11 protein-coding genes are annotated in these 14,252 nt (G+C 38.8%); 8 read left to right on the plus strand and 3 right to left on the minus strand.

The window, feature by feature from the left end:
- The first annotated feature begins 9 nt into the window (after positions 1-9).
- From dnaE to BTO11_RS08315, 4 genes are all read left to right on the plus strand, one after another.
- Entirely contained in the window at positions 10-3,531 is a 3,522-nt protein-coding gene (dnaE, locus tag BTO11_RS08300) for a DNA polymerase III subunit alpha (RefSeq protein WP_105052169.1), read from the plus strand.
- Between the two features lie 62 nt (positions 3,532-3,593).
- Positions 3,594-4,550, plus strand: a complete 957-nt coding sequence (gene accA / locus BTO11_RS08305; RefSeq protein ID WP_105052170.1) for an acetyl-CoA carboxylase carboxyl transferase subunit alpha — start codon at positions 3,594-3,596, stop codon at positions 4,548-4,550.
- A 159-nt stretch (positions 4,551-4,709) separates the two neighbouring features.
- Positions 4,710-6,116, plus strand: a complete 1,407-nt coding sequence (gene tilS / locus BTO11_RS08310) for a tRNA lysidine(34) synthetase TilS (protein ID WP_105052171.1) — start codon at positions 4,710-4,712, stop codon at positions 6,114-6,116.
- Positions 6,117-6,486: 370 nt separating this feature from the next.
- Positions 6,487-7,335 carry a putative phage abortive infection protein gene (locus BTO11_RS08315; RefSeq protein WP_105052172.1) on the plus strand — a complete coding sequence of 283 codons (849 nt, stop codon included), beginning with the start codon at positions 6,487-6,489 and terminating at the stop codon, positions 7,333-7,335.
- An 87-nt stretch (positions 7,336-7,422) separates the two neighbouring features.
- Here BTO11_RS08315 and BTO11_RS08320 read toward each other — a convergent pair whose 3' ends face one another.
- The 3 genes from BTO11_RS08320 to mutH all read right to left on the minus strand — a co-directional run bounded on the left by BTO11_RS08320 (position 7,423) and on the right by mutH (position 9,150).
- The gene (locus BTO11_RS08320; RefSeq protein ID WP_105052173.1) at positions 7,423-7,608 is read right to left on the minus strand and encodes a hypothetical protein; all 186 of its coding nucleotides are present in this window, start codon (positions 7,606-7,608) and stop codon (positions 7,423-7,425) included.
- 266 nt (positions 7,609-7,874) lie between these two features.
- The gene (locus BTO11_RS08325) at positions 7,875-8,450 is read right to left on the minus strand and encodes a DUF1415 domain-containing protein (protein WP_105052174.1); all 576 of its coding nucleotides are present in this window, start codon (positions 8,448-8,450) and stop codon (positions 7,875-7,877) included.
- A gap of 19 nt (positions 8,451-8,469) precedes the next feature.
- Positions 8,470-9,150, minus strand: a complete 681-nt coding sequence (gene mutH / locus BTO11_RS08330) for a DNA mismatch repair endonuclease MutH (RefSeq protein ID WP_105052175.1) — start codon at positions 9,148-9,150, stop codon at positions 8,470-8,472.
- Positions 9,151-9,294: 144 nt separating this feature from the next.
- On the opposite strand from mutH, the gene rppH reads away from it, so the two are divergent.
- The 4 genes from rppH to lgt all read left to right on the plus strand — a co-directional run bounded on the left by rppH (position 9,295) and on the right by lgt (position 14,005).
- Positions 9,295-9,888 (plus strand): RNA pyrophosphohydrolase, encoded by a 594-nt coding sequence (rppH, locus tag BTO11_RS08335; RefSeq protein WP_105052176.1) that lies wholly within the window; start codon positions 9,295-9,297, stop codon positions 9,886-9,888.
- A 54-nt stretch (positions 9,889-9,942) separates the two neighbouring features.
- Positions 9,943-12,225 carry a phosphoenolpyruvate--protein phosphotransferase gene (ptsP, locus tag BTO11_RS08340; RefSeq protein WP_105052177.1) on the plus strand — a complete coding sequence of 761 codons (2,283 nt, stop codon included), beginning with the start codon at positions 9,943-9,945 and terminating at the stop codon, positions 12,223-12,225.
- 60 nt (positions 12,226-12,285) lie between these two features.
- Positions 12,286-13,089 carry a sulfite exporter TauE/SafE family protein gene (locus tag BTO11_RS08345; RefSeq protein WP_181135873.1) on the plus strand — a complete coding sequence of 268 codons (804 nt, stop codon included), beginning with the start codon at positions 12,286-12,288 and terminating at the stop codon, positions 13,087-13,089.
- Positions 13,090-13,201: 112 nt separating this feature from the next.
- Positions 13,202-14,005: a prolipoprotein diacylglyceryl transferase gene (gene lgt, locus BTO11_RS08350; RefSeq protein ID WP_105052179.1), complete on the plus strand. Its 804-nt coding sequence runs from the start codon at positions 13,202-13,204 to the stop codon at positions 14,003-14,005.
- Positions 14,006-14,252 lie beyond the last annotated feature (247 nt).

The raw sequence follows: 14,252 nt of genomic DNA on the forward strand, positions 1-14,252 counted from the left end.
TTAATAAATATGTCAGAAATCAAAGCTTCCAATACTGATCCCAGTAATGATCCTAAATTCATACATCTTAGAGTTCACAGCGATTACTCTATGATGGATGGTGTCACTAAGGTTAAAAAAATCTTAGCGAATGCCGCCGATTTAAAAATGCCAGCGATTGCATTAACCGACCAAATGAATTTATGTGGTTTGGTTAAGTTTTACCAAGGTGCACACGGTTTAGGTATCAAACCAATTATTGGTGTTGATGTTTGGGTTCAACGAAAAGACGATGAACCACTATTTAGATTAACCTTGTTAGCCAAAAATAATGCTGGTTATAAGAATATTACCGACCTTATCTCAAATGCCTATTTAAAAGGCTCTGTGCGTGGTAAAGCGATTATTGAAAAAGATTGGCTAATCGCACACAAAGAAGGTGTGATCATCTTATCTGGTGCAGACCAAGGCGATATAGCCTTTGGTTTAGCCAAAAACAATGTCAAGTTACTACAAGAAATTATCGAGCCTTATCAAACTCATTTTCAAGACCATTTTTTTATTGAAGTGAATCGTACAGGGCGTCCTGAAGAACGCATTTATAATGATCAAGTATTAGACTTTGCTGAGCAAACTGGCTTTCCAATTGTTGCCACCAACCACGTGGTATTTATGTCGGCAGAGGATTTTGACGCTCATGAAATTCGAGTCTGTATCCATCAAAAGTACACGTTAGATGATAAGAAGCGTCCCAAAAACTACAGCCCACAACAATACCTTAAAACTGAAGAAGAAATGTGTGAGCTATTTGCCGACATTCCTTCTGCGCTACAAAACTCAGTAGAAATTGCAAAGCGTTGTAATGTCACGGTTAAGCTTGGTGAGTACTTCCTACCAGCTTGTCCTACCGATGGCATGTCTGAAGCTGACTTCTTAATAAAAATCTCCAGAGAAGGGCTAGAAGAGCGCTTAGTCTTTTTATTCCCAGATGAAGAAGACCGTAAAGTAAAACGTGTTGAATACGACGAGCGATTAGAGATTGAACTTGGCGTAATCAACGAAATGGGCTTCCCTGGTTACTTCCTCATCGTTGCTGAGTTTATTCAGTGGAGTAAAGATAACAATATTCCAGTTGGACCTGGCCGTGGGTCAGGTGCTGGGTCTTTGGTTGCTTATGTATTAAAGATCACCGACTTAGATCCGCTTGAATTTGCACTTTTATTCGAACGATTCTTAAATCCTGAACGTGTATCTATGCCGGATTTCGACATCGACTTTTGCATGGAACGCCGTGAAGAAGTAATCGATCACGTGGCAGAATTGTATGGCCGTGATGCGGTATCGCAAATTATCACCTTTGGTACGCTAGCGGCAAAAGCCGTTATATTAGGCGTTGGTCGTGTACTTGGTCATCCTTATGGATTTGTTGACCGTATTTCAAAACTCATTCCAACGATACCAGGCACTGACTTAAAAAAAGCCTTTGAACTAGAACCTCAACTAAACGAACTATATAACAGCGACTCTGATGTAAAAGAGCTGATTGATATGGCTCGTAAGTTAGAAGGCGTGACTTCTAATGCCGGTAAACATGCCGGAGGTGTGGTAATCGCGCCAACTAAAATTACCGACTTTGCGCCTTTGTATTGTGATGATGAAGGTAATAACCCAGTCACTCAGTTTGATAAGAATGACGTTGAAACAGCAGGTCTGGTTAAATTCGATTTCTTGGGTTTACGTACTTTAACTATCTTGCAGTGGGCCATAGAAATGGCCGATGCAAAATTAGCTAAAGCAGGCAGAAAACCTATTGATATAGCGTCAATAGATGTGGCTGATCCAGCTTGTTTTAGAATGTTGAAAAACGCAGAAACTACCGCGGTATTCCAGTTGGAATCCTCTGGTATGAAAAGTTTAATCAAACGACTAGAACCTGATAACTTTGAAGAAATAATCGCACTTGTTGCCTTGTTCCGTCCGGGGCCGTTGGACTCTGGCATGGTAGATAACTTTATCTTACGTAAAAAAGGTGAAGAAGAAGTTGCTTACCCAGATCACGAATATCAGCATGAGTGCCTTAAAGAAGTATTAGAGCCAACCTACGGCATCATTGTTTATCAAGAACAAGTAATGCAGATAGCACAGGAAATGTCAGGTTACTCACTTGGTGGCGCCGACATGTTACGTCGTGCTATGGGTAAGAAAAAACCTGAAGAAATGGAAAAGCAACGTGCAACGTTTGCCGAAGGTGCCAAAAATAACAACATAGATCCAGAGCTAGCCACCAAGATATTTGATCTGGTAGAAAAATTTGCGGGTTACGGTTTTAATAAATCTCACTCAGCCGCTTATGCGTTAGTGTCTTATCAAACGTTATGGATGAAAACCCATTTTCCGTCTGAATTTATGGCTGCGGTAATGTCTGCGGATATGGATAACACAGACAAGATTGTGACCTTAGTTGATGAATGCGACCGCATGAAACTAGTGATTGAGCCACCAGACGTTAACTCTGGTTCATACAAGTTCACAGTCAACGAACAAGAACATATTATTTACGGCATTGGCGCAATTAAAGGCGTGGGTGAAGCGCCGGTTGAAGCTATTTTAGAAGCGCGTGAGAAAGGCGGTAAGTTCAAAGACTTATTCGACTTCTGTGCCCGTGTTGATATTAAGAAACTCAACAAACGTGTAATGGAAAAACTTGTATTAGCCGGTGCTCTTGATCAAATTGGTCCTGCACCACATACACAAGGCCAACGCGCGATTATTATGGCCACCTTGGAAGATGCGTTAAAAGCCGCGAACCAAGAAGCGAAAAATATAGATTTAGGCCAGTCCGATTTATTTGGTTTATTAGCGACAGATGACGCCGATGTACAACAAAAATTTAAACCCGCGACTTTATGGCCAGATAAAAAATGGTTACAAGGTGAGAAAGAAACCTTAGGTTTATTTTTAACGGGTCATCCAATTAATGAATATCGTAAAGAGTTACGTCATTACACTAAGATAAAACTGTCAGAAGTCACACCAACACGTCGTGACCAAACCGTTACCCTTGTTGGCTTGGTGATAGATGTAAGAGTTTTGGTGAACAAAAAAAATCGTCAATGGGCATTGGTTAAAATTGACGATAAAAGCGGCAGATTAGACTTAAGATTCTTCCCAGAACAGTACGATATGTATAAAGATCAGCTGCAAGATGGAAAAATAATCGTCGTTTCTGGACAGGTCAGCTTTGATAATTTCAGTGACGGCAATACAATGACTGCTCGCGATGTTATGTCGTTAACTCAGGCAAGAGAAAAATACGTTAATTGTATTAACCTGAATGTTAATAGTGTAGAAAAGGGTAATAAAATACAGCAACAATTAAAAAAGCTGTTATTACCTTATAAAGATGGCACAACTCCAGTTCGTATTAGTTATGAAAATGAACTGGCAATCGCAGAGATTGAACTAGGAACCAGTTGGCGAGTTAATCCTGATGATCAACTTTTTGTTGATATTAAGGAAGCCTTGGAAATTGATCCTAACTTAGAATTCTAATGGGTTGTTATGTCAACGATATGACAACTAGTATTAAATATTATCTGTAGACCGGTGGAAGTATGAGTCTTAATTATCTTGAATTTGAACAGCCAATTGCTGAATTAGAAGCAAAAATAAATGAGCTGATGAATGTTAACCGTAGTGGCGAACTTGATTTAGGTTTGGAAGATGAAATTTCAAACTTAAAGAAAAAGAACCATGAACTGACCAAAAAAATCTTTGGCGACTTAGGCGCTTGGCAAGTAGCACAAATTGCTCGTCATCCTTTACGTCCTTATACCAAAGATTATATTGAACGTATCTTTACTGAGTTTGATGAATTGGCAGGGGACAGAACCTACGCTAACGATTTAGCTATTGTTGGTGGTATCGCCCGTTTGGACGATGAACCTGTCATGATCATAGGTCAGCAAAAAGGTCGTGATACGGCTGAAAAAATCAAACGTAATTTTGGTATGCCAAAACCTGAAGGTTACCGTAAAGCGTTACGCTTAATGGAAATGGCAGAGCGTTTTAATATGCCTATTATCACTTTCATTGATACTCCAGGTGCTTATCCTGGTATTGGCGCAGAAGAACGCGGCCAAAGTGAAGCAATAGCACGTAACTTAAAAGTGATGTCAGGTTTAAAAGTACCGGTTATCGTTACTGTTATTGGTGAAGGTGGTTCTGGTGGCGCACTCGCAATTGGCGTGGGCGACAGAGTTAACATGTTGCAATACAGCACTTACTCAGTTATCTCTCCAGAAGGTTGTGCATCAATTTTATGGAAATCTGCAGAAAAAGCACCACTAGCTGCAGAAGCTATGGGCATTACCGCACAAAAAATTAAAGATCTAGGTTTAGTTGATAATTTAATTGAAGAGCCACTTGGCGGCGCTCATAGAGATATGGAGCTAATGGCGGCTAATTTAAAACAACGTCTTAAAGAAGACTTAGCTGACTTAAAAGCTTTGTCTACAGAAGAGCTATTAGACCAACGTTATGAACGTTTAATGGGTTACGGATATTTATAAACTGGTGAATACTAGTTTATAAAACCGTAAGCACTTTTTATAAAGTAGCCTTAAAAACAAATCTTTGCGATACTTCGTAATTATTGATCAAAGCCATCATTTTAGATGGCTTTTTTGTTTGTATTTTATAGCAGTTACATTATTGGAATAACCTAAACCGTGAATTTAGACTGGCAACATTTACACTCTTTTGTAGAACAACATTTTGCAAAACAGCACTTTATAAAACAACACACTCTTGAGTCAGAGCTTGAACATGCTCATGAAAAACCAGATTTTGTTGTTGCGTTAAGTGGTGGTGTCGACTCAATTGCATTATTTCATTTGTTTTTACAACTGCGCGAAAACACTGGAATTAACTTTAGCGCAATACACGTTAATCACGGTCTAAGCCAATACGCGCAACAGTGGCAAGATAAGTTACAAGTACTGTGTGATCAAAAAGACGTAAGGTTAATCGTCCAACAGGTGAGTATTCAAGCGCAGTCCAGAACCTCGTTAGAGCAACAAGCGCGCGACGCCAGATACCAAGCCATTGCCAACGCATTAAATACACATTCAATATTGTTTACCGGCCATCACCAGTCTGACCAAATGGAAACGTTTTTATTACGCTTAATGCGTGGTTCTGGCTTAACTGGACTTGCTTCCATGCGTGAGGTTAGTTTATTTCCGCACCTTGCGGGTAGACAAAAACAACTTAAGTTAGCGAGAGCCTTGTTAAGTGTCCCTAAACAAAGCATTGTCGATTTTGCCAAAACTCATGACTTAACTTGGGTTGAAGATGACTCCAATAGCGACGAAGCTTTTGACCGTAACTATGCCAGATTATCTATCTTGCCTCAGCTTTTTAAGCGCTGGCCGTTAGCGGGAAAATCAATAAACACCAGTACCATATTGTTACAGCAGGAACTGGACTTACTCAATGAATACGTTGAGCAAGACTATTTAGCGTGTTTAGCTAAAGGCTTTAATCAGCAAGCTGTATTAGATATTAATTCGTTGACGGACTTGTCATTAAGCAAACAAAAAGCGGTAGTGCGCATGTTTGTTTATCGTCAAATTAATACTTATCCAGCGCTAACCATTTTAAATGAATTGCTGCAGCAAATTAACAATTTAAATCCAGACACCAATATCCACTTAAAAGTGGCTGATAGCTTTTTAAAAACCCACAAAACCCATTTGTACTTAGTTAATGACTTAGCTAACGCATTTATAAAAGAAGCTAACGGTTCAAGTACACGAGACTTAAGTGCTGTTGAATTAATGGTTAGCAGTGGCAAATGGAGCGTATTACCAGAGAATATGCTTTATAAAGAGATAAAAGTTGAGGTTGCTGCTGAGCATACCGCTGTCATTAAATGGGCGAGATTTAGCGAGATGTTTCAGCCGCATAAAAACTCAGGTCATAAAAAATTAAATAAATATTTAAAAGAAACCGGTTGTCCAACATGGTGGCGTGATCATATTCCATTGGTTTATATTAATGGTGAGTTGGCCGCCATCGCAGATATTGCCGTTTCAGCTGAGTGTAAATATAAGGTTAGTGTTGAAGTTAGGTAGGTTGTTTTAGTCGTATAACTGTTAAATTGCGTTTAGCTGAACTTTAAGGTTTCGCCCCTCGGCGAGTTACCTTTTTGCAACAGCCCAAAAACGTAACCCAAAAAGGCCGCCCGTCACCAAATATCTAATTGTATTAAATAGTAACTTTTACCTTCAAATACGGAAAAACATTCGTCCCTGAATATTTTCCTCAATCGGGCATCCATGCCCGCTCGATTTGAGAAAAGTTATATTCAATACAGATATTTTAAAGTGGGGCTAAAAGCAAAAGCAAAAGCAAAACGAACCTTACGGTTCGCGAGCAATAAATTGACTTAAACCTTTGCGGAAATTAGAGTGAGTGTTTGCGTTATGTAGGAGATGGAATTAAATGGAAGTACGGAAAAATAAGAACGAGAATACATTCGATAAAATAGCACGTTATGTAGTTCCAATTTCAGCCGTATTTATTGTGATCGTATTTATTGGTTTTTGGTATTGGGCTGAAATTACACCAGATCAAATCGGTCAAGTAGGAGACTTGTTTGGTGGGCTTATAAATCCATTCTTAACTTTTTTAACTGTTCTACTATTAGTTTACTCGGTCCGCTTTCAAGTTGATGAACTAAAAGAAACCAGAAGTGAGATAAGTAAATCAACCTTAGCCCTAGAGTCGCAAGATAAAAACTTATCAATTCAACGATTTGAAAATTCATTTTTTAAGCTACTTGAACACTTTGATAATTATAGAGCCAATATTGAATTTATTAAATACGGTAATGTGGAATATCAAGGTAAGCAAGCCGTTGAACATTATTACCGTAGTTTTCAAAATACTTATCTTAAAGTAGATGTAACTAAAGATGACGACTCGAATCCATATCAAAAGAGAACGATAGTTATTGATGATTCCACTAAATCAAAAGAGGGTTTGAATACAAAGTACTTAAACTTCTATGAAGATACCTTTGGTGAGGCATTTGGTGGTTATTTCCGTATCCTTTATAATATTTTGGAGTTTGTGGATAGTAGCGTAAATATTGAGAATAAATCTTTTTATACCAAGCTATTAAGAGCTCAGTTATCAAGATATGAAGTGCTCATTATTTTTTATAATTGTTTGAGTTCATTTGGAGATGAAAAATTATATCCATTGGTTAAAAAGTATAAGCTTTTAAAACATATAGAAACAAAATTTTTACCTTCTGAACATATCCACTTTCTAAAGGAATTAGAATAGTCTTAATTAGCTGTATCAATTAACTTAGAAAGGCACTTTGAATTATATTTAAAGTGCCTTTTTATATGTGATTTATTAAAGCTAAAGTTAGAAATACGCAGAATATAAACGAAACACACCAAAAAGAATAAGAATTGGAGCTGCTATTTTCCAAACGGTGCCAAATTTATTACGCCACTCTTCTGATTTCATTTGATCCGGATTCATTTGAACTTTTCCTACTGCTGCAAGGTATAACCAAATACCAGCCAGTAACGTTAATATTCCACCCATTGAACTATCCTTTTATAGAGTCTCAGGCTACTAACCTTCAGCTATTCTGTTAATTAAAATATACAATATTTTACTTTAACTTAAGATGCAATAAATTCTAACGGCATTATAAAATTGATTAATTGAGTGAGGTATTGGTGTTTTATTTTCCTTAAAGCCTTAAAGCCTTAAAGCCTTAAAGCCTTAAAGCCTTAAAGCTGCTTTATTTACTTACAACTTACAACTTACAACTTACAACTTATGGCTTATGGCTTATGGCTTACAACTTACGGCTTACCGCTTCTTTTAAAAGAATAAATCTCCCCCATCTGTTCTTCACTAAGCGACTCTACAGTCTTTATATTATTCACTGGAATTGATTCTGGGTCTGGGTATTTTGTTAGTACTTTTTCCATGCTGTCTTCTCTAATGAGATGCAGCATTGGGAAGGGGGCTGTGTTGGTTAGGTTCTCTGCGTCGTTTGGTTCTGTGCCGTCAAACTGGTAGTTGGGGTGGAAGCTGGCTAGTTGGAATGTGCCGCGGTAGCCCATTTGATCTATTAACATGTCGGCGACATCTAACACATGTAAGTAGTCGGTAAAGTCTGTTAAAAAGTTTGGGATGACGATGACGGTGGTGTCGGTTTGTTCTGCTGGTGTATTGGTTAAAAAATCAAGTTCAGCGAGTAAATCGTTTGTTAAGTCGTTGCTGTTATCAGCTTGTGAGATGACTAACTTTATTTGATTGTTGGCACGTGGTTTTTTGGCAAAAGGGCACAGGTTTAAACCAATAACGGCTTTGTCTAACCATTGCCATGTTTGTGCTTCAGCGTCTTCTATTTGTTTATTGTTATTGTCGTTCATATAAATCGCTTTGATTATGTTAATAAGTTAGCTGAAACTGTTTTGCTAAAATTTGTTTGGTGAAGCTGGTTCTCAAATAAAAGCCTTTTGGTGGGGCTTGAATCGGTTTGCCTTGTTGGTTAAACGCTTGAGTTCGTACTGAGCTGTCGGCGGCTTTTGGTCTTAATTGTAACGCTTCACCGTGTAATGCCGATATTTTGTCGTGATGGCCAAAGGTGATCAATTCCATCAATTCTTCCCAGTCTGTTTGCAATGTTGTTTCTTGCTGTTCATCCATTTGCCATAAAAACGGGGTAGCAATTTGTCTTAGAGGTACGGGAATATCACGCTCTGCAATAATGGGTACCCATAAAACATGGCGTAGTTTTTTATAAATGGATGACTCACGCCAGCTAACTGGTTTGGATTGTGTTAAGGACGCCACCGACACAAAGGTGGTTTCTAGCGGTTTGCCTTCACGATTTATTGGTAAGGTTTTTAATTCCACACCGAGTAACTGAAAATCAGGCTCGGGTAAGTTGCCGGCGCTTGCGCCTAAATAGGCTTCCAGTAATTGACCGGGCCAACCTTTTTCTACTTGTAAGTTCTCAGGAACTACAACATTTAGCTCTTGTGCAAGGTCACCTAAAGTTAACCCCGCGATTAAGTCTATTCTTTGTTGGAGTTCTTCAATTGTTTTTGGTGGTGGAGAAAAGTTCATTAATTAACCAAGTAAACCAATTATTATGCGACAAGGGATTATCTAATTAACTTTAACACGATACCAGCTAAATTTTGGTTTGCTCTAATGGCTCCTTTGTGGAAGAATCAGAGTATATAAAAAAGAATAATAACAGGTGAAACTGTGATTGATGCCGAAGGGTTTCGTCCCAACGTAGGCATCGTGATTTGCAACCACAAAGGCCAAGTTTTTTGGGCTCGTAGATACGGCCAACATTCTTGGCAGTATCCTCAAGGTGGGATTGATGAGGGTGAAACGCCTGAACAAACCATGTACCGAGAGTTAGAAGAAGAGGTCGGGTTAAAGCAGGATGATGTTGAAATCCTTGCTGTTAGTAAAAACTGGTTAAGATACAGGTTGCCTAAACGACTTATCCGTCGTGAAAGTATGCCGGTATGTATTGGCCAAAAACAGAAATGGTTTTTATTACGACTTCGTTGCAAAGAATCCGATGTAGATTTATTAAAAACCTCTCATCCAGAATTTGATGACTGGAGATGGGTAAGCTATTGGTATCCAATTAGAAATGTCGTGTCGTTTAAACGTGATGTTTATCGCAGAGCAATGAAAGAATTTGTGAGCGTTGTGATGCCATTTGTTAAATCAAATGCTGGTAAAGGTGACTCTGGTGGCAATAAGCCAACAAGCCACCGCCATAAACGTCGTGGTAATAAGTCGCCTTATAATAGGAATAATCAAAATAAACAACGTGGATAGTTCTGCCAGTTTTTATTAATGGCTTTGTTGTCCTTGGCGTTTTGACTACAAATTATGTTAAATGATTTAAGAAGCATTACTCATTCATTTGTTCAGGAGCCATCTTTAGAGATGGCTCTTGCTTCTCTAGTCACTGACATAAAAAGTGCTCTAAATTCTGATTGTTGTTCCATTTATTTAGCTGAGTCAGATCAAAGCATATTACGTTTACAAGCCACTGACGGGTTAAACCCTAAAGCTATTGGTTTAACGCAAATGAGCTTTGATGAAGGCTTAACTGGCTGGGTTGCTCAGCGCGAAGAACCCATCAAAATCCACAATGCCAAACGTCACCCACGATTTAAAAACTTTCCTGATGTACAAGAAGATGAATTTACTGCCTTTTTAGGTGTGCCTATTATCCACAGACGCCAAGTCTTGGGTGTTATCACTATCCAGCAGTCGCAAGCTCGATTTTTTGACCGAGACGAAGAAGCCTTTCTTGTAACTTTAAGTGCGCAATTAGCATCATCTATTGCCAATGTCAGCTTGAGGATGAAGTCAGAGTCAACTTATGTTGAACATGAAAACAACGCTTTAGTGTTAAAAGGTGTGTCGGCTTCATCGGGTGTTGGTATTGGGCATTCTTACTTAGTACAAACCGAAATTGATTTGTCAGATGTTTCTTTACGAAAAGTGTCAAATCCAGAATTCCAAAAAACACGTTACTTTAATGCGGTAGAGGCCACGCGTGCTGACATTAAAAAAATGGCGGAACGCATGTCGGCGCATCTGCCAACACAAGCGTTAGCGATATTTGATATTTATTTACAATTATTAGAAGACGCGAGTTTAGGTAATGAAGTTGTAGAAAAAATTGATAAGAATTGGTGTGCGGTTTCATCACTTAAAATTGTGGTGGAACGTTATGTGTCTGAATTTGAAAAGATGGAAGACCCTTATATTAGGGAACGTGCTGTTGATGTTAAAGACTTAGGCCGACGACTGCTAAAACACTTAACCAATGCGTCGTCTCAACACAAAACGATTCCACTTGCGGCTATTATTATTGCCGAAGAAGTTACCGCGTCCATGTTGGCGGAAGTACCAAGAGATCAAATTAAAGGTATCGTTTCCATTAAAGGTGCGGAAAACTCTCATGCAGCTATTATGGCAAGAGCATTGGGTATTCCTGCGGTTATGGGATTACGAGATGTTCCGTTACTGCAACTTGATGGCGTAGACATCATAGTTGATGGTTACAACGGACAAGTATTTACCTCCCCTACCGAAGCGATAGTTGAAGAGTACAAAAATTTAGAGTCGGAAGATTTAGAGTTTGCTAACCAGTTAAAACTAGAGTCGGACGAAATAGTAGAAACGGCAGACGGTAAACGTATTTTCTTATCTATCAACTCAGGAATGGGCTTTGATGGCGAGTTTGCAGAGCAAGAACATATAGAAGGTATTGGCTTATACCGTACCGAATATCCATTTATGATGCGCCAGCGTTTTCCATCGGAACAAGAGCAACAACTCTTGTATCAACAAGTTCTGAGTGACTTTATTGGTAAGCCAGTTGTTATGCGTACGTTAGATGTTGGTGGTGATAAACAGTTACCTTATTTCCCAATCATTGAAGATAATCCATTTTTGGGCTGGCGTGGAATTCGATTAACGCTGGACCATCCTGAAATATTTTTAGTGCAAATTCGCGCTATGATCAAAGCCAACGTATTTACCGACAATTTACATATTATGTTACCGATGATCTCTGATATCGGTGAAATTGATGAAGCCCGCAGATTGTTTAATCAAGCGTACTTAGAAGTTCAAGACGAGCTCAGAGATGCTGACGCTGGCGCTGTTGTACCAAAACCTAAATTTGGTGTGATGCTAGAAGTACCATCTATGTTATTTCAGTTAAGGCACCTTAAAGGTAAAGTCGACTTTTGTTCTATTGGTACCAATGACTTAACTCAGTATTTATTAGCGGTTGATAGAAATAATGACAAAGTCGCTAATCTATACGATGCATTTCATCCAACCGTATTAAACGCGATTAAAATGATTGCCGACGTCACCAAAGAAATTGGTATTCCATGTAGTGTTTGTGGTGAATTAGCAGGCGATCCCGGCGGCGCTATGTTGTTAGCGGGTATGGGCTTTACTCAATTAAGTATGAACACCAAAAACTTATTACGAGTTAAATGGGTACTGAAAAAAACCAATTCAGAACAGTTAACTGAATTAGCCGATGACGTTTTAAATTGTATTCGTCCGGATCAAGTTAAATTTAGAGTGAACCGATATATGTTAAATATTGGTGCCGCAGGTATATTACGAGCTGGTAAATAACGTAGACGTGAAGCAGTTTATTAAAAGCACGGTTTACCTTCAAAATAGGCAGTACAGATTTTGTTAGAGATATTATACATAGCCCCAATACTTGGCATAATTGCAGGTTTTTTGTCTGGATTATTGGGTATTGGTGGTGGGATAGTCTTAGTTCCTGCTTTATTGTATTTGTTGCCTTTATTACCCCAAGTTAATTCAGATAATGTCGCTATTATTGCAGTTGCAACGTCATTAATGACTATTGTGGTCACCGCATTTTCATCGGCCAAAAGTCATTATAAAAGAGGCAATCTGCATAAAGAAATAACATTACCAATTGCTGTTGCTGTAGCAATTAGTTCGGTTGTTGCCCCTTATGTCGCGATTTGGATGGGGAGCTCCTTATTAACCAGCGTGTTTGCCATTTTACTATTTGTCTTAGCGCTGCAAATTGTCACTGGCAGAAAAACCAATGCAGACGTTGATAAGTTACCGTCTAATAAAGTATTAGCGTTCGGTGGTTTGTTTACTGGCTTTTTAGCCGCTATTGCTGGTTTAGGTGGCGGTGCCATATTAGTTCCTTACCTAACCGTTGTTGGCGTAAATATTAGAAAGTCGATTGGCGCAGCGGCAGCATGTGGAATGATAGTGGCTATTTTCGGTTCCGTTAGTTATTTCATTAGTGGCCATGGTTGGACTGACAGCAATCAATTTGCCGGTTATGTGCATTGGCCAACCGCGTTAGTTATTATGTTGTTCTCTTACTTTACGGCTCCGTTGGGAGTAAAAGTAGGGCATAAGTTAAATCAAGTTCAGTTAAAAAGAGTGTTTGCCATCTTTATGATGGTGGTCGCCACTAAGTTATTATTTGATCAGTTAGCCTAAGCATTAGCTTGAACAAATAGTTTAAAAGATTCATTTAACTGTAAAACAGTCGTGTTTAAGTAAAGTTAATTAAAACTAAACAGTTTATAAAAATAAAGTTGAGGTTGTATTCGTGTTAGCAGATCCTATTATTTTCCCAGCAATTGACCCTATTATTGTGTCGTTAGGGCCAGTGGCAATCCGTTGGTATGGTTTGATGTATTTAATTGGATTAGGTTTTGCCTATTTCTTAGCAATGCGTGAAGTGAAAGCTAACCGTTCTCCATTTACTAAACAGCAAGTTAGCGATCTAATCTTTTATGGATTTATGGGCGCAGTACTAGGTGGACGTCTGGGTTATGTGTTCTTTTATCAATTTGAGCTGTTTCTTCAAGATCCGCTGTATCTGTTCCAAATCCAACAAGGTGGCATGTCATTCCATGGCGGGTTGTTAGGGGTCATATTTGTATTGATCATGTTTGCTAGAAAAACCAAACTAACCTTATTTCAAATTGGTGACTTTGTTGCGCCATTAGTGCCTATCGGATTGGGCGCTGGACGTTTTGGTAACTTTTTAAATGGTGAATTATGGGGCAGAACCACGGATGTTCCTTGGGGGATTGTATTCCCAGGTGCAGGTCCATTACCGCGTCACCCGTCACAACTGTATGAGTTTGTGTTAGAAGGTATTGTTTTATTCATTATTGTATTTTGGTACACCCGCTCTAAACGCGCAGTTGGCTCTGCTGGTGGATTGTTCTTATTAGGTTATGGTTGTTTCCGCTTTATTGTCGAGTACTTCCGTCAACCAGACGACCATTTAGGTTTATTAACCTTAGGTATGTCGATGGGACAGTGGTTATCATTACCTATGGTATTTGCCGGCGCAATTGTTATGGCGATTGCGTTTAAGTTAGATAGCAAAAAAGCACAATAGTCTTTAGTTGCGAGAAGCGAGAACTGAGCTGCGAGTTGTGAGAAAGGAGTGGCGAGTAAAAAGATAAAAGAACAATAGTTTTTAGTTACGAGGGACGAGCTTCGAGTTGCGAATAAAGAGCTAAAAGAACGATAGTTACGAGTTACGAGATAAAGCGACAAATAAGCTATTTATACTTGCAAAGGCTGATAATAAAATTAACTTTACGAAACTCGAAACTCGAAACTCGAAACTCGAAACTCGAAAC

Source organism: Psychrosphaera saromensis (genome assembly GCF_002954545.1).
GTDB lineage: Bacteria > Pseudomonadota > Gammaproteobacteria > Enterobacterales > Alteromonadaceae > Psychrosphaera > Psychrosphaera saromensis.

Coding starts and splice junctions, on each gene's coding strand:
- BTO11_RS08315 (WP_105052172.1), top strand. CDS start 6,487: ATGGAAGTACGGAAAAATAAGAACGAGAATACATTCGATAAAATAGCA.
- BTO11_RS08325 (WP_105052174.1), bottom strand. CDS start 8,450: ATGAACGACAATAACAATAAACAAATAGAAGACGCTGAAGCACAAACA.
- dnaE (WP_105052169.1), top strand. CDS start 10: ATGTCAGAAATCAAAGCTTCCAATACTGATCCCAGTAATGATCCTAAA.
- BTO11_RS08320 (WP_105052173.1), bottom strand. CDS start 7,608: ATGGGTGGAATATTAACGTTACTGGCTGGTATTTGGTTATACCTTGCA.
- accA (WP_105052170.1), top strand. CDS start 3,594: ATGAGTCTTAATTATCTTGAATTTGAACAGCCAATTGCTGAATTAGAA.
- ptsP (WP_105052177.1), top strand. CDS start 9,943: ATGTTAAATGATTTAAGAAGCATTACTCATTCATTTGTTCAGGAGCCA.
- mutH (WP_105052175.1), bottom strand. CDS start 9,150: ATGAACTTTTCTCCACCACCAAAAACAATTGAAGAACTCCAACAAAGA.